This window comes from Acinetobacter sp. 197 (assembly GCF_048148385.1).
Classification (GTDB): domain Bacteria; phylum Pseudomonadota; class Gammaproteobacteria; order Pseudomonadales; family Moraxellaceae; genus Acinetobacter; species Acinetobacter pecorum.
In genome coordinates, this window is record NZ_JAYWZK010000001.1 from 303,386 (window position 1) to 320,512 (window position 17,127).

14 protein-coding genes are annotated in these 17,127 nt (G+C 42.5%); 7 read left to right on the plus strand and 7 right to left on the minus strand.

All coding sequences use genetic code 11. The features are described from left to right. The 7 genes from VXQ11_RS01410 to sohB all read left to right on the plus strand — a co-directional run bounded on the left by VXQ11_RS01410 (position 1) and on the right by sohB (position 9,845). Positions 1-1,533 carry a pyridoxal phosphate-dependent decarboxylase family protein gene (locus VXQ11_RS01410; RefSeq protein ID WP_416705241.1) on the plus strand — a complete coding sequence of 511 codons (1,533 nt, stop codon included), beginning with the start codon at positions 1-3 and terminating at the stop codon, positions 1,531-1,533. Between the two features lie 245 nt (positions 1,534-1,778). Continuing rightward, complete coding sequence (locus tag VXQ11_RS01415; RefSeq protein WP_416705242.1) at positions 1,779-3,056, plus strand: MFS transporter; 1,278 nt, start codon at positions 1,779-1,781, stop codon at positions 3,054-3,056. Between the two features lie 461 nt (positions 3,057-3,517). Continuing rightward, positions 3,518-4,549: a substrate-binding domain-containing protein gene (locus tag VXQ11_RS01420; RefSeq protein WP_416705243.1), complete on the plus strand. Its 1,032-nt coding sequence runs from the start codon at positions 3,518-3,520 to the stop codon at positions 4,547-4,549. A gap of 104 nt (positions 4,550-4,653) precedes the next feature. Then, positions 4,654-6,033: a phosphate ABC transporter permease subunit PstC gene (pstC, locus tag VXQ11_RS01425; RefSeq protein ID WP_064095489.1), complete on the plus strand. Its 1,380-nt coding sequence runs from the start codon at positions 4,654-4,656 to the stop codon at positions 6,031-6,033. Further along, positions 6,033-7,424 (plus strand): phosphate ABC transporter permease PstA, encoded by a 1,392-nt coding sequence (gene pstA / locus VXQ11_RS01430; RefSeq protein ID WP_144724500.1) that lies wholly within the window; start codon positions 6,033-6,035, stop codon positions 7,422-7,424. The genes pstC and pstA overlap by 1 nt, the downstream gene beginning before the upstream one ends. A gap of 14 nt (positions 7,425-7,438) precedes the next feature. Next, entirely contained in the window at positions 7,439-8,350 is a 912-nt protein-coding gene (gene pstB, locus VXQ11_RS01435) for a phosphate ABC transporter ATP-binding protein PstB (RefSeq protein WP_064095487.1), read from the plus strand. A gap of 532 nt (positions 8,351-8,882) precedes the next feature. Next, the gene (gene sohB / locus VXQ11_RS01440) at positions 8,883-9,845 is read left to right on the plus strand and encodes a protease SohB (RefSeq protein ID WP_064095486.1); all 963 of its coding nucleotides are present in this window, start codon (positions 8,883-8,885) and stop codon (positions 9,843-9,845) included. A 133-nt stretch (positions 9,846-9,978) separates the two neighbouring features. On the opposite strand, the gene VXQ11_RS01445 is transcribed toward sohB, so the two are convergent. The 7 genes from VXQ11_RS01445 to VXQ11_RS01475 form a co-directional block, all read right to left on the minus strand. Continuing rightward, entirely contained in the window at positions 9,979-10,575 is a 597-nt protein-coding gene (locus tag VXQ11_RS01445) for a hypothetical protein (protein WP_416679979.1), read from the minus strand. A gap of 357 nt (positions 10,576-10,932) precedes the next feature. Continuing rightward, positions 10,933-11,559 carry a DUF2238 domain-containing protein gene (locus VXQ11_RS01450; RefSeq protein WP_416679980.1) on the minus strand — a complete coding sequence of 209 codons (627 nt, stop codon included), beginning with the start codon at positions 11,557-11,559 and terminating at the stop codon, positions 10,933-10,935. An 88-nt stretch (positions 11,560-11,647) separates the two neighbouring features. Further along, positions 11,648-13,036, minus strand: coding sequence for an adenylosuccinate lyase (gene purB / locus VXQ11_RS01455; RefSeq protein WP_191730481.1), 1,389 nt, complete (start codon positions 13,034-13,036; stop codon positions 11,648-11,650). 54 nt (positions 13,037-13,090) lie between these two features. Next, positions 13,091-13,822 (minus strand): high frequency lysogenization protein HflD, encoded by a 732-nt coding sequence (gene hflD / locus VXQ11_RS01460; protein ID WP_416705244.1) that lies wholly within the window; start codon positions 13,820-13,822, stop codon positions 13,091-13,093. 7 nt (positions 13,823-13,829) lie between these two features. Continuing rightward, complete coding sequence (gene mnmA, locus VXQ11_RS01465; RefSeq protein ID WP_064095481.1) at positions 13,830-14,969, minus strand: tRNA 2-thiouridine(34) synthase MnmA; 1,140 nt, start codon at positions 14,967-14,969, stop codon at positions 13,830-13,832. 4 nt (positions 14,970-14,973) lie between these two features. Continuing rightward, positions 14,974-15,459, minus strand: a complete 486-nt coding sequence (locus VXQ11_RS01470; RefSeq protein ID WP_416705245.1) for an NUDIX hydrolase — start codon at positions 15,457-15,459, stop codon at positions 14,974-14,976. 293 nt (positions 15,460-15,752) lie between these two features. Continuing rightward, the gene (locus VXQ11_RS01475; protein ID WP_064095479.1) at positions 15,753-16,958 is read right to left on the minus strand and encodes an alpha/beta hydrolase family protein; all 1,206 of its coding nucleotides are present in this window, start codon (positions 16,956-16,958) and stop codon (positions 15,753-15,755) included. Positions 16,959-17,127 lie beyond the last annotated feature (169 nt).

A 17,127-nucleotide genomic window follows, 5' to 3' on the forward strand; every position in this document is an offset into this window, starting at 1 on the left:
ATGGTAGATTTTGCAGAACATCGTAAAGCGTTACTCTGCAATGATGCTGCATCCATTGCTGACTATGAGTCAGCAATGGAACAGGCGACCAAAGCGGTTGCAGCATGGTTGCAAGACGACAAAATGTACCCAGGCGGTAGCATTAAGGAATTGCGTAGCGCAATTTCTTTCAAGCCTTCTCAAGAAGGTATGGGCCTCCAGAAGTCTTTAGAGCGTATGGTTGAGCTATTCCTCAACAAAAGCCTGAAAGTACATCATCCGCATTCTCTAGCGCATTTGCACTGTCCTACCATGGTGGCAAGCCAGATTGCAGAAGTGCTGATTAATGCAACTAACCAGTCAATGGACTCTTGGGATCAAAGCCCAGCGGGTTCTTTGATGGAAGTTCAGTTAATCGACTGGTTGCGTCAAAAAGTGGGTTATGGTTCAGGTCAGGCAGGGGTATTTACTTCTGGTGGTACACAATCGAACCTGATGGGTGTATTGCTGGCACGTGATGCCTGCATCGCAAAAAACTGGAAAGACGAAAACGGCAATCCGTGGTCTGTTCAGCGTGATGGTATTCCTGCGGATGCAATGCGTAATGTCAAGGTCATCTGTTCTGAAAATGCCCATTTCTCTGTGCAAAAGAACATGGCCATGATGGGCATGGGCTTCCAGTCTGTTGTAACTGTTCCTGTGAATGAAAATGCACAGATGGATGTTGATGCTCTGGAAAAAACCATGGCTCACCTTCAGTCTGAAGGCAAGATCGTGGCTTGCGTAGTTGCAACTGCAGGTACAACGGATGCTGGCGCAATTGATCCGTTGAAAGAAATTCGTGACATCACCAATAAATATGGCGCGTGGATGCATATCGATGCGGCATGGGGTGGTGCACTGATCCTGTCGAATGAATATCGTTCAATGCTAGATGGTATTGAATTATCTGACTCGATCACGCTTGATTTTCATAAGCATTATTTCCAAACCATTTCTTGTGGCGCGTTCCTGCTGAAAGATGAAGCGAATTACCGTTTCATGCATTATGAAGCAGAGTACCTAAACTCTGCTTATGATGAAGAGCATGGCGTTCCTAACCTGGTATCGAAGTCACTACAAACAACTCGTCGTTTTGACGCGTTGAAATTGTGGATGACTGTTGAAGCACTTGGTGAAGAGCTTTATGGTTCTATGATTGATCATGGCGTAAAATTGACGCGTGAAGTGGCAGACTATATCAAGGCAACTGATGGTCTGGAACTTCTGGTCGAGCCACAATTTGCATCGGTACTGTTCCGTGTAGTTCCAGCAGCTTATCCAGCAGAATTTTTGGATGCCCTGAACCAGAATGTGGCAGACGAATTGTTTGCCCGTGGTGAAGCCAATATTGGGGTTACAAAAGTCGGTCAGGTTCAGTCTCTGAAAATGACCACTTTAAGCCCGGTTGCAACGCTTGATAATGTAAAAAATCTGTTGGCTTTGGTGCTTGTAGAAGCGGATCGAATCAAGGATTCAATCGCTGATGGCACTTATACGCCACCCATTGCATAAGTGATTGTGGTGTGAAAAAAGGAGATCGAAAGATCTCCTTTTTTTTATAATTAAATTTTAGTTTTAGAGGCCAGGATCAAACTAGCCTCAATATATAAATATACCTTTTAAGTCTTTGCTGCGTGTTTTTCAAAATAATAAGCTATTCAAAATAAAATGGAAAACTCGGGAATATGGAGCAAAATATACAAGAAAAATCACTCATCAAAACGGTGATTGATCAAAGAATTTCTAAGTATTAGTGGATGGTCATTGCACTTTGTTTTCTGATTACATTATTTGATGGTTTTGACACCCAAGCTGTTGCATTTACTGCACCCGCCTTGCTAGTACACTTTGACTTAGAAACAGGTGCATTAGCACCGATTTTAACTGCAGGTATCGTCGGAATGACGATAGGTGCAATGCTCTTAGGACTAGTAGGGGATAAATTAGGACGTCGAAAAACATTAATCATATGTACGGCCATTTTTTCTCTAGCAACTATATTTATTGCGTATGTGACGAGTGTTGATCAAATATTAGTATTGAGATTTATTGCTGGATTGGGGATGGGTGGAGCGACACCTGTGTTGCTTGCATTGGCTGCCGAATATTCTCCGCAACGTTTCAAAGGCACAGTTACTACAGGCGTTTTGTTAGCCTTGCCAGCAGGGGCAATGTTAGGTGGCTTACTGGCTGCCAAGATTTTGCCAGTGCTAGGTTGGCAAGGGATCTATTTGATTGGCGGTGGATTCCCGTTGCTATTGCTGTTTGTCATGTATTTCTTGTTGCCTGAATCTTTGGAATATTTAGCGCAAAACAATAAAAGTTCCTCTTTGAGATCAATTCAAAAAATTCTCAATAAAATTTCTCCGGGGATTGGCGAGATTAAAGTCAAAGACCTACTTCAGCCAAATAAGACACAACAACAAAAAGCCAAGTTGGCGATCTTGTTTCAAAATAATTTGGCTCGTACTACCATTGGCGTATGGGGTACTTATTTCTTTAACTGGATTGCGTGGTTTATGTTGTTATCGTGGTTGCCGACTGTATTGAAACAGGCAGGATTGGCACCGGAAAATGCGCCTTATGCATCCGTTACAGTAAATGCTGCCTTTATCTTATTTGCCTTGCCATTAGCTTATTGGCTACCTAAAGTAAATACAGCTAAAATTCTCACTTTTATGCTAATTACAGGATTGGTGATCGTCGCTGGTTTAGGTTTATTTATTGAAAGTAATCAGTGGGGCTATATCTTCGCTTTGATTGCATTGGCAGGATTTGGAATTGGCGGTCAGCAGTTGGCTTTGAATTACCTGGTGGTCGCTGCATATCCAACTCAAGTTCGAGCAACTGCCACAGGGTGGGCAATTGAAATGGGCCGTATGGGTGCAATTTTAGGATCAGCCATTGGCGGAATTGTACTCACGCAATATGGTGTTTCAGGTTATTTTTATGCGCTTGGCGTACCTCTATTATTGGCTCTCTGCTGTGTCTTCCTGATTAAATATCGCATTCCAAAGGTTCAGGTAGATGCATAATATTTTTGTATAAAATTAGATTGAAATTCTGTATTTAAATAAAAAGGAGATCGAAATGATCTCCTTTTTTTATGGGCTTTAAAAAAACAAAAAAGGTCATTTCCCAGATCAAAATTCACCACAAAAATCCAGAAGGTCTGAATCCCGTTTAGCCTGTTATTTATTTGTCATAGGCTTATGTAAAACTGAGGAGCAGGATTTATCTTGGGTTCGGGTTTATAAAAAATGTTACATGTCATCGGTCTAAATTTTTTATTGAACTGAATGATATAAAGAACTTAATCATTGAAATCCATAAAAATTTAATCAAGAAAAAACCGCTAGATTAAAAATCACTAAATCGTAATAAAGCTGTAACTTATCTGTCATATTCTAAAATCAAAATGCAGGTATCGAAAGAAGTACAAAACTGAATAAAAAGTGGTGTACTCCAAATTTGCATAAATGAGAGAGATACTAGAATGCGCTTTACAAATATAGCTTTAGCATTAGCAGTAACCGGGGCAACTGCTGTAACGACTGCACACGCAGCTCGTGACACTATTCAAATTGCAGGTTCTTCAACTGTACTTCCATATGCCAGTATCGTTGCGGAAGAATTCGGTAATACTTTTCCACAGTTTAAAACACCAGTCGTGGGTTCTGGCGGTTCTTCAGGTGGCTTAAAGCAGTTCTGTAATGGTGTAGGGGACAACACCATCGATATCGCAAACTCTTCTCGTCAAATCAAAAGTACTGAACTGGCAGAATGTAAAAAGAATGGCGTTAATCAGGTATTAGAAATCAAAATCGGTTACGACGGTATTGTATTTGCTTCAAATGCCAACAAAGCTGCTTATAAGCTGCGTCCACAACATGTCTTCGCTGCACTTGCTGCAGAGCTTCCGTCCAATGGAAAAATGGTTGCTAACCCTTATACACGTTGGAACCAGATTGATAAAAATCTGCCGAATGAACCGATCACACTGGTAATCCCGGCTTCGAATCATGGTACGCGCGAAGTCTTCCAGGAGAAAATGGTGGATGCAGGTTGTGAAACGTACGCTGCAATTAAGTCTCTAGACAAAGATGCCAAGAAAAAAGCCTGTTCTACATTCCGTAAAGATGGCCGTGTAGTTGAGATTGCCGGTGACTATACCGAAACATTGGCACGTTTGAAAACTTCTCCAAGTGCGGTGGGTGTGTTTGGCTTAGGTTTCTATGACCAGAACCGTGACCGTCTGCGTGTTGCGACGGTGAACAATGTAGCACCTTCTGAAAAGACCATTCTAAATGGTGCTTATCCGGTATCTCGCCCACTGTTCTTCTACGTTAAAGGTGAACACTTAAAATCAATCAAAGGCTTACCGCAGTTTACTGAATACTTCCTGAACAAAAAAGTGTCTGGCAAAGGCTCTAAGCTGGAAAAAGCAGGTCTGATTTCAATGTCTGATAAAGAACGTGCAGCAGTTCTGGCAAATTTCAAGGCGGGTAAAGTGGTTGTAGTGAAGTAATCACTGATTTTGAAAATGCTGGTGGTAGGGTCAACCTGCCATCGGCTTTTTGCGATAAACAAGTTTTTTCAAACCATTAAAATTGAAAAAACAGTGGAGAATACATGAATCTGCTACTTATAGGTGTGTTATTGGCCATCATGGCCATAGCCTATCAAATCGGATTAAGTAAAAGCCGTAACTTAGCAGGTAAGGGAAGCAATTCTGCAAACTTACACTCGCGTCCCGGATATTATGGTGCCCTGGTTGCACTATGGTGTGGTATCCCTGCGTTTTTAATTTTGATTGTTTGGAACATGGTTGAGCCAAGTTTTCTGGAGCAGGTGGTACTTAAGCATTTGCCAGAAAATGTTTCGGCCAGTCTGGATCCGGCAAGTCTGAGTGTTGTCATCGATCGTGTTCAGGCACTAGCTTCAGGTTTTGGGGTGAGTGATACCCCTGCAGCTTATGAGGTCGCAGCGGCAGAACAGCTGGCTAAATTTTCAACCATCGGTACCTTTGCCAAACTGGCAGTAGTGATTTCGGCAGCGCTGGCTGGTCTGGTCTGGGCCAAGAAACATATTAGCCAGGAATTTCGTGCGCGTAACCAGGTCGAGAAAATGATTAATATCGGCCTGGCATTGTGTTCTGGTGTGGCAATTCTGACCACCCTCGGGATTGTGATGTCGATGTTTGGCGAGGCGATGCGCTTCTTCAGCTTTGTCAGCCCACTGGATTTCTTCTTTGGTACCGAATGGAACCCGGGGTTTAGTACTTCGGGTAGCGCCGAGGGCAGTTATGGCTTATTGCCACTGCTATGGGGCACGCTCATGGTCAGCGGAATCGCACTTCTGGTTGCGGTTCCAGTAGGTCTGATGATTGCGATCTATCTGGCAGAGTATGCCTCACCGAGATTCCGCTCTTGGGCAAAACCAACCATTGAAGTGTTGGCGGGTATTCCTACGATTGTCTATGGTGTCTTTGCCTTAATGATTATCGGTCCATTCCTTAAAAGCATGGGTGCTCTGGTTGGACTCGAAATTAATGCCACCAGTGCGCTGACAGCCGGTCTGGTCATGGGCATCATGATCATTCCATTTGTATCTTCTCTGTCAGATGACATCATTACCCAAGTACCGCGTGCTTTACGTGATGGTTCTTTGGGTTTGGGTGCCACCAAATCTGAAACGATCCGTCAGGTGGTTTTACCTGCAGCCTTGCCCGGTATTATTGGTGCGTTCCTGTTGGCAGCGTCACGTGCGATTGGTGAGACCATGATTGTGGTCCTGGCAGCCGGTAACAGTCCGCAGCTGCATGCCAATCCGCTTGAAGCCGTATCTACGGTTACGATTACCATCGTCAATCAGCTAACTGGTGATACTGATTTTGCTAGTCCGCAAGCACTGGTGGCCTTTGCACTAGGATTGACGCTATTCGTCATTACCTTAGGTTTGAACATTGTTGCACTGATCATCGTGCGTAAATATCGTGAGCAATACGACTAATGAGTACTTCAAATACAACGCCTGTGGATCAGCGTATTGATCCATCCGTCGCTGCCGAGCTGCGTGAAAAGCGTAAGAAGACCATTCAAAGCTCTTTGGCACGACGTCATCGTAAAGAAAAAACCTTCCGTCTATTTGGTTTCTCTGCGGTACTTGCAGGTTTGTTCTTTGTGGTATTGCTGTTCGGTAGCATTTTGTCCAAAGGTCTTCCTGCATTCTGGCAAAGCAGTATGAATTTGCCGATCTATTTCGATCCTGCCATTGTGAATATTGGCCCGAAACCAAAGCCTCTTGCAGGAGAATCTCCGGCGCAGTTTGAAGATCGCTTTATTGCATGGCAGACCGAAGTGGGCATGGTGGATTGGGATGCCCTGATTATCAACGGCATGATTGCCAAAGACCGCAAGCTGGAAAGTCAACGTGATGAACTGGGTTCTATATATACTAGCTCGGAAGCTTACCGTTTGCGTGACATGGTTATGAAAGATCCAGCTCTGGTCGGTCAAAGCAAAGAAGTGAAAATTCTGGCTGATGCCAATGTCGATGTCTGGCTAGCGGGAAATATTGACCGTGATCTTCCTGATGAACAGCAGCAACTAAGTCCTGAAGTACGTCAGGTGGCGGATGAAATGAAAGCCGCTGGTGTAATCGAGAATAGTTTCAATACCAATATTTTTACTAGCCCGGATTCGCGCAGTTCGCCGGCAACTTCCGGACTGGCAGGTGCCTTCATGGGCTCGCTGTTCATGATGATGATCGTGATCTTTATCTCGATTCCAATCGGGGTAGCCTCTGCGATCTATCTGGAAGAATTTGCACCGAAAAACTGGATTACCGATGTCGTAGAAGTCAATATCAACAATCTGGCAGCCGTTCCCTCAATTGTCTTCGGTCTGTTGGGTGCAGCAATTTTCATTGGCTGGATGCATTTGCCACTCTCAGCACCATTGGTGGGTGGTCTGGTTCTGAGTCTGATGACCTTGCCGACCGTGATTATTACCACACGTGCATCACTTAAAGCTGTTCCACCTTCGATTCGTCAGGCAGCTTTAGGACTCGGCGCTTCCCGTATTCAGACAGTATTCCATCATGTGTTGCCATTGGCTTTGCCGGGTATTTTAACGGGCGCAATCATCGGAGTTGCACAAGCTTTGGGTGAAACAGCACCATTATTATTGATCGGAATGAGTGCTTTTGTTGCCAGCGTTCCAGCTACTCCATTTGATCAGTCAACGGCTTTACCGGTGCAGATTTTCTTATGGCAAGGCAATGAATTGCGTAACTTCTTTGAAGGTCGTACTGCAGCGGCAATTATTGTACTTCTGGCCATGATGATCAGCTTGAACAGTCTGGCTATCTGGCTACGTAAGAAATTTGAAGTCCGTTGGTAATAGGGGGCAGAATCATGAACACAACTATTATTCAAAATTCCTTAGAAAAGGATCAATCCGTGAATTCACAACAGACACAATTTAGCTCGGATGAGGCGACCCAAAAGCCGACAACTCCGTTTGTTTCCCAGTTCGATACGCAAAGCAGCAAAAAAGATGTAAAGGCGACGAATGTGAAACTTAGTACTTCCGATGTGCATGTGTACTATGGTGAAGCGGAAGCGATTAAGGGTATTGATCTGAACATTTATGAAAATGAAGTGATTGCTTTTATTGGGCCCTCCGGCTGTGGTAAATCAACCTTCCTGCGTACCTTAAACCGCATGAATGACACTATCGACAGTTGTCGGGTGAGCGGTAAGGTCATGCTGGACAATCAGGATATTTATGATCCAAATCTGGATGTGGTTTTGTTGCGTGCTCAAGTCGGTATGGTGTTCCAGAAGCCGAACCCGTTCCCGAAATCAATTTTTGATAACGTAGCATATGGCCCGAAACTGCACGGTTTAGCACGTGACAAGTATGATCTTGAGGAAATTGTGGAAGGCAGCCTACGTAAAGCCGGCTTGTGGGAAGAAGTGAAAGACCGTTTGAATCAGCCGGGAACAGGTTTGTCAGGTGGTCAGCAGCAGCGTCTATGTATCGCACGTACAATTGCAGTATCACCTGAAGTGATCCTGATGGATGAACCATGTTCAGCTCTTGATCCTATTGCAACCGCTAAAGTGGAAGAGCTGATTTCTGAGCTGTCTACGCAATATACCATCGCGATTGTAACTCACTCCATGCAACAGGCTGCACGGGTTTCTGACCGCACTGCGTATTTCCATCTGGGTGATCTGATTGAAGTCAACTCGACCGAAAAAGTCTTTACCCAGCCAGATCATCAGTTGACTGAAGCCTATATTACAGGGCGTTTTGGTTAATTATTACTTTCTGAAAAAAGAGCTATATAGCTCTTTTTTTATCTCTGGACAGAATGAATGTATATAGAATAAAGGAATAGGGTCATTAAATTTTGGAAAAATAAAGAGAATCTAGTTTTTTCCAAAATTCCTTTAGCATACTAAATTTTAGAAAATGGCAGAGCTACCAAAAAATAAATATGGAAAAGGCTGTACAGTCTATGGAAATGATAAAAAAGATGTCAGTCTTTCTGATGTTGCTGATTACGTTGAGTGTAATCGTGGGTGGTTTATAGCATCAACTGTAAAAGGATGATCTGCTTGCTGTGTGGGATAAGTCTGAATCTCTATTATAAATAAGACAAAGCAGCACAAAGCTTTATATGCGAATTCTGCCCTGTTAGTGGGTATTATTGCCAAGACGGACTATCAGTAGGAAATAGGTTTTTTGTAATACTAATCAATTAAGCAACAATATTGTATTGAAAAAAACATAAATTGACCTAATCTAAAATAAGAAGCCCGAACTAATTAAATAGAGAACTGATTTTTTATGTTATTTCATACTCCAAAACTGTCCGCTGAAATCCGTATTAGTCATCTCAATGCGCGTATCAATGAACAAAGAAAAAAAATAGCGCAAACTACTGGCTCTAAACTGGAACTTTTACAGTTGTCACAACAACTGTCAAAAGAGGCGCGTGCGCGTAAGAAAACCAATCAGAAAATCTATGTACTCGATTTTAAAGGTGATATGGCTGCTTCCGCAGTAGAAGGTTTGCGTGAAGAAATCACTTTGATTCTCGCCACTGCCAAAGCAGGCCGTGACCGTGTTGTGGTGCGTCTGGAAAGTCCAGGCGGTATGGTGCATGGTTATGGACTTGCTGCAGCGCAACTGGTGCGTTTACGTGAAGCAGGTTTTCATCTGACCATCTGTGTCGATAAAGTAGCCGCTAGTGGTGGCTATATGATGGCATGTATCGCTAATGAAATTATTTCGGCGCCTTTTGCAATTGTGGGTTCAATTGGAGTGGTTGCTCAGGTACCAAATTTTAACCGTCTGTTGAAAGATAACAAAATTGACTTTGAACTCTATACCGCAGGTGAGTACAAACGTACTGTGACTATGTTCGGTGAAAATACCGAAGAGGGTAAAGCCAAGTTTGAGGAAGAATTGCAGCAAACCCATGCTTTATTCAAACATTTTGTTGAGAAGTATCGCCCGCAGCTCAATATTGAAAAAGTAGCAACCGGTGAGCATTGGTATGGTCGGGATGCGCTGGATCTTAATCTTGTTGATACCCTGCAAACCTCGGATGAATACTTGCTTAATGTGTTAACTCAGCATGATATTTATTTACTGCAGACTCGCAAGAAACCAACTTTGGGTGAAAAATTGGGCCTGCAAGCAGCGCAAATTGCTGATTCACTTGTGCCGACTGTCATGAATAAAGTCATGGAAAGCTTAAGCAAAGCAAATGCAAACTTGGTACAAATGCGTGATCCAAAACTGTAATCATTGGTTATAAAAGTTAGTGAATAAAAAAAGCTCACAGAATGTGAGCTTTTTTTATCTATACAATAAATGTCCTGCATTGAAGATGTAATCACAGGATATTGATTCAAGATTGGACCATCTGTTCGCTGGGTTATTTGGACAGATGGAAGCGGGATTTAAGAGCTTCCCATTTTGCTTGACGTCTTGCTTTGTGTTCAGCCTTTTTTTGTTCTTTTAGGGTTACATTGGCGATACGCTGCGATTCATGCCAAGCTTCAACGCTCGCTTCAATTTCTGATTGCACATCATCAAAACTCCAGCGATAAATGGTTGCACCGGTTTTGTCAAATAAAGCATCAATAAAATCTTCAGATTCTTCATAAGCATCAATGAGCAAGCCTGTACTTTCTTCAGGTAAGGCTTGGCTGATTTTTGTCAATACAGCCATATCGTCCTGCTCATGATTAATGTCATAAGACTCACCGAGTAATGCACCCGCGGTAAAGCCTAGAACAATCCCGAGTGGGCCGCCTAATATTCCAATTAAGGCACCAAGCAGGCCTCCGCCTACCAAGCCGCTATCCTGCCTAGGATCTAATTGTTCCTCAATTTTGAAATTTCCATTTTCTTGACGTTTGAGAAGGGTAATTTCGTTAATATTTTGGATAGGTGAATTTTTTAATTTATTAAAACCTTCAAAGGCTTTTGAGGGTTCATTCCATGTGATCAGAATAATATTGTGAGCCATTTCTTATTACCTAGTTTTAATTATTCGATATCGAAGATCATACAATCTCAGGTCTATTAAATGGGTTAATTTTTGTTGATATTAAGGTGTGTTTAGTTATATATGATCATGGATAGTCAAATAAGGAAAATGATGTCCTGGTTTTACTTTTATCTTGCTCAGAATTAAATTGAATTAATAATAAAGTTAAAATTTTATTTTAACTTTCCATTAATAGAGCATTTTATTATTGGGGAGTCTCCTATAAACATTTTTATACTAAAAATTAATATCAACTTTAAGTCAAATTTAATTGTGGAAAATAAAATTCTATATAAATGATTTTTTTAATAAAATTAGAAGATAGTGTCAGGAAGACTATTTATTGGACTGTATTAACATGATGCTACCTGTGATTATGGCACCAATGGTTGCAAGTAACATATCTTTATGTGCATCCCAGATATCGCCTTGCTGTCCATTATAGTTTTCCGCATCTTCTGCAGACAGACGAATAGCAATGAACCATTCAAGCCATTCATAAATCAGGCTGCCGGCCATCACAAATTGAATAACCAAAAGAAAAATCGTGAGCGGTTTCTGTTTTGGAATCCAGACTTGAAACAAACGATAAAAAACAGGATAAAGTAATAATCCGTAGGCCAAGTGAACAAAACGGTCAAACATATTGCGTGACCAATGCATTGTTTCATTCAGATTAAAACCAAAAATTTGCTCAATCCACTGGTTATATGGCACATAAGAATACAGATAATGGGCTGCCACCACATGGATCAGCAGAAAAAGAATATAAAGATTAAAACTGAGAAAATTTATTCCGATCTTATATAAGCAGAGGAGTAGCATCAGCACCATAAAAACTGTGCCCGCTTGATGGAGCAAATATGACTCTATTTCTAAAGGTTGAATGCTGGCCACTATAACTGCGATTGCCAGAATCGCTAAACTGACAAAATGCTTGCTACTTAATTGATGATCTATCATCGGCGTCTTATGCAATTATTTTAAACTGATCATAATTATAAATAAAAAAGCGAAGCCGGAGCTTCGCTTTTAGTCTTAATCGTCTGAATTAAATTTTAGCGATCAAGTCCTTAATTTGTTTTGCCTGATCTGCAGCATTACCTGTGTAAGTAGCAGGAGTCATTTCTGCTAAACGCGCCCGCTCAGCAGCAGGAACAGCTTCCAACTCGTTACCATTTACGAAATCAACCATCATGTCGCGAGTCATGGCTTGACCACGAGTAAGTGCTTTTAGTTTTTCGTACGGTTTTTCAACGTTGTAACGACGCATTACAGTTTGAATTGGTTCAGCCAATACTTCTTGTGCATTGTCCAGGTCTTCATTGATCCGCGCAGCGTTCAACTCAAGTTTGCCAATACCTTTTAAGCACGCTTCAAACGCGATTAAGCTCTGCGCAAAACCAACACCCATGTTGCGAAGCACAGTAGAGTCAGTCAGGTCACGCTGCCAGCGAGAAACTGGAAGTTTTTCACCTAAGTGGGCAAGTACAGCATTGGCAAGCCCTAAGTTACCTTCAGAGTTTTCGAAGTCAATCGGGTTCACTTTATGTGGCATGGTTGAAGAACCGACTTCGCCATCTTTCAGCTTTTGCTTGAAGAAACCAAGCGAAATATAACCCCAAACATCACGGTTAAAATCGATCAAGATTGTGTTGAAACGACGAAGCGCATCAAACAGTTCTGCCATGTAGTCATGTGGCTCGATCTGAGTGGTGTACGGGTTGAAGTCTAGACCCAAAGACTCTACAAATGCTTGTGAATGCGCAGGCCAGTTGATGTCTGGGTAAGCAGAGTAGTGCGCATTGTAGTTACCGACTGCACCATTGATTTTGCCCAGTAGCTCAACATTTTTGAACTGTTTGATTTGGCGTGCAAGACGGTAAGCCACGTTCGCCATTTCTTTACCCAAAGTCGTCGGGCTTGCAGTTTGACCATGAGTACGAGACAACATTGGCTGGTCTGCATGTTTTTCAGAAAGCGCAACGATTGAATCAATGATTTGCTGCATAGATGCAACCAGTACATCACGACCACTTTTCAGCATCAAGGCATGTGACAGGTTGTTAATATCTTCAGACGTACATGCAAAGTGAATGAATTCACCGGCATTTTTAAGTTCTTCGATACCAGCGATTTTTTCTTTCAGGAAATATTCAACCGCTTTAACGTCGTGGTTGGTGGTGCGTTCGATCTCTTTGATGCGATTGGCATCATCTTCAGAAAAATCGCTCACAATCGCATCAAGCGCTGCATTAGTTTCGCCTGAAAACGCCGGAACTTCAGTAATTTCCGGATGGTTTGCAAGCGCTTGTAACCAACGCACTTCAACAGTCACACGAGCATGGATTAAACCAAACTCAGAAAGAAAGGGACGTAGAGCATCACATTTGCTCGCGTAACGTCCATCTAATGGAGAAAGTGCAGTTAAAGCGTTCATATCGATTCCTTAGATTTTGGAATTAAACGTAAAACGAAACACGTGCAGCATCAGTTAAACCACCTGAAACTGTAAACGCGCTAGATTCTGAATATCTTGTAGCAACTTGCGTTTGCCAAATACCATGCCCCAAGAGCTGCCACCGAGCTGACGCCACAGATGTGCCATTTGCAAGCCGGTAAATAAGGACGTACGAATGCGGTTGGTATGTCCGGCATCTTTAAAGGCTTCGGCATTACCACGTACCATAATTCGCGGATTAATCTGACCGGCCGTATCGACATAGGTTTGAGCTAGATTGGCAATGATGCTGGGGTGCAGGTAATTATTATCAAAGAAAGAAAGCTGTCTGAGAATTTTCTGTTGGGACTGTTCAATAATTTCAACAAATTTGGGATTGCTATAGACCTTCTTTTCTAACTGAAGAAGTGCCATTGCATAGGTCATTGGAAGTTTTGTACTGGAAAGTTTTGGAATTCTGGATTTGGGGGAAGTGTTGAAGGGCTGAATAAGGCTGCTTTCTAATGTTTTTAAACCTAAGGAAACATCGGCCAACTGGTTAAAAAAGTCTAATGTCTGGGCGTTCTGATTGCTGCCGGGGCGGATATTAAGACTGGCTTTAATTAACTGTTCAAAATAGAAGTTACCACTTTCACCAATGCTTTGCTGACCTGTCACCGCTGTCATATGGGTTAGCTGGGTGGCCTGAAACACACCCGCTAATGCCAAAGCACGATTTTGACGAGTATTCAACGTTATGGCTGGTTGAAATGGTAACTCCGTCATGCCGAATTCATCCTTTTATAAAATCAGGTTTAGGCGCATTGGTATGATGAATCACACCACCCCCTAAACAAACTTCACCTGAATAGAACACCACGCTTTGACCTGGGGTCACCGCACGTTGAGGTTCATCAAACTCAACACGAACACCATTCGGCGCTTCTGAATCTTGATACACAGTACATGCCTGATCAGTCTGACGGTAACGGGTTTTGGCTGTGCAACGGAAACCTGTTTCAGGAATATCCTGCTCACCTGCCACCCAGTCAATTGCCTCACTCCAAAGTGTAGTACTTTGCATGAGAGGATGTTCATGGCCTTGGCCGACCACCAGACGATTGCCTTCGATATCTTTATGCAATACGAACCAGGCGCCTTCAGCAGCTCCTTTCATACCGCCAATACCAATGCCACCGCGTTGACCGAGCGTATAGTACATTAAGCCGTGATGATCACCAACCTCTTTACCGTCTTCCAGTACGATTTTTCCGGGTTGAGCGGGTAAATATTGCTTCAAGAAGTCATTAAAACGACGTTCACCAATAAAACAGATCCCAGTCGAGTCTTTTTTCTTGGCCGTAACCAGATCTAATTCTTCTGCAATTTTACGGACTTGTGGCTTTTCAATTTCGCCAACAGGGAACAGAGTCTTATTAATTTCACGACCATGGACAGCATGCAGGAAGTAAGTCTGGTCTTTGTTATTGTCCACACCACGCAGTAAAGGTGCATATTCTTCACCACGTGAGTTGGTCATGGTTTCACCACGACGACAATAGTGACCTGTCGCAATAAAGTCTGCACCCAGGTTCACTGCATGATCGAGAAAGGCACGAAATTTAATTTCTTTATTACATAAAATGTCTGGGTTAGGCGTACGTCCGGCTGCATATTCTGCCAGGAAATGCTCGAAGACGCGATCCCAGTATTCCATCGCGAAATTGGCAGTATGCAGTTTAATCCCGATCTTGTCGCAAACGGCTTGTGCATCGGCAAGATCTTCCATTGCCGTACAGTATTCTGTGCCGTCATCTTCTTCCCAATTTTTCATGAAAAGACCTTCAACCTGATAACCCTGTTGAAGTAGGAGTGCTGCAGACACAGATGAATCTACACCACCAGACATACCGACGATGACACGTTGTTGCATAGGATTAAGCATCCAAATTTGAAATTAAGGGAGAATTGTGGTGCTCGTAAATGAGCGATAAAGGATATTTTTGACCTGAAAGTGCATCTTGCACGGCTTTAATTACCAGTGGGCTACGTGCGCGAGCAGACTCAACCAGTTCATCAAGCGTCATCCACACTGGACCGACAATGCCTGCATCTAAAGTGGCATTCGGATCATAGGCGATGGAATTGGCCAAGAAACAGAAACGGTAATAGGTGCGGTCAGGGAACATCGGTGGAGTATAGGTATATATACCCAACAAGTGTTTTACTTCCACGGTATGACCTGTTTCTTCCATAGTTTCACGAATGGCAGCTTCAATAATGCTTTCACCACATTCGACATGACCTGCTGGCTGATTAAAAACTGTGTGCATCACACCTTCAGCATGTTCTTCTACAAACAGGAACTTTCCGTCTTTTTCAACAACAGTTGCGACAGTGACGTGAGCAGTCCAAGCGGTCATAAGGCAGCACCATGGAAAAGGATGTACTATTGTATAAAATTTTGGGGTGTGTGGCTATGTGAAGGGCAGGATTTCTTTGATTCTGTAAATAATCGAGATTTTAAAAAGGAATCGAGCGGTATAAATAAAGGAAAAACATTAAAATTCTCGCTATTAAATAAGGTTATAGGCTGACACCTGGCTGAAATATGCGAAAATGTGTTTGTAAAAAAGCCCCTTTGAAAAAGGAGCTTTAATATATTTTCAATCGCATCTATGCATTGAGCTCTGACTAGACGGCTCAATACTTTATATTATTTTAGATTACAGTTACTTTGAAATTTCCCTTGGTCCACAGAATTAATAAAGTTGCCAATCAGGGTGGGACTCTGTCTTAGGGAATCACGATGATCTCCACCTTTAACTTCATGGAATTCGATAGGTTTTTTCATTTTACAAATTTGCTGAAAGTAAGCATAAGTTCCACGAGGATCGACCAGTTGATCTTTATCACCTTGTACCAGCATCACAGGTACGGTAGGGATCATATTTTCAATTGACTGTTTTTTTAGATAGGTAATCAAAGGTGTCAGATTGGCATCGGGCTTGAAAACTGTTTTGGGCGCTTGCTTTAAGTCATCTTGCAATTCTGACAAACAACGACTACGTGCAAAAGTAAGAATTTTATTCATCTCGGGGCTAACGAGATTCGTAGGGTTAAGCGTTGGATCTGCTGCTTCAGCACCTAAAAGAACAATAGGAAAAAACGAAGCAACACTCGATGAAATCTGTGGATGAGTTTTTACATATTCAGCAATTCCCTGATATTGATACCCTCCTGGCGCAAGAGCAATTGCTCCCCGAAGCTTGAATTCTGGTGCATATTTTTGCCCATGTGCGGCTACCATAATAGTGGCAGCACCACCTTGGCTATGTCCCATGACATACCAGTCTTTACTAAACTGATAGGGCTTTAAAAAATGGGCCGCTCTTACAGCATCCACTACAGTGTGCAACTGGCTCTGGGCATTCATATAGGGATGTAAGGTTGGCGTACCTAAACCTTGATAGTCGGGTGCGACTACTGCATAACCACGCGCAAGCCAGGCATTTAGGGCCGTTGCGGCAATTTGCTGGTAGACATGTACTGGCCCGCCCACATAATCTTCAGAGGGTGCACAGGTATCAGCCACCCCAGTTGTACCATGAGCCCAGGCTAGTACAGGCCAGCCCCCTTTGGGTGCCTTGCCTTTAGGCAATAAAATGAATCCAGAGGTGACGATAGGCTCGGCATTTACTCCACGACTGCGATAATTAATTAAAAACCGTTGTGAAGCATTGGTAAAGAGATCGGGAGTTTGCTCTTTTATAGACAGCAGTGTACCTGGTGTTTTTGCTGCAATATCAGAAAACAGGGTTTTATCCTGATTGGCTGGAGCGGGAGAAGCGAACACATATGCGGAACCCAAGCATATGCAGCTGACTATGGTTTTTGAAATCAGATTTTTTATTTTCAACATGGAAGTATTCTCCACTCTTACTTATATAATTTAAAATATTCTAAATCTTTAGGATGATCTAGGTGAAAATATAGACAATTTCACAATAAGTTTAAACAGTTAAATATTTATTTTTGTAAGATTTAGGCCCCTGAAATGAAGTGTCTTATATTTAATAATTTATGTAAAT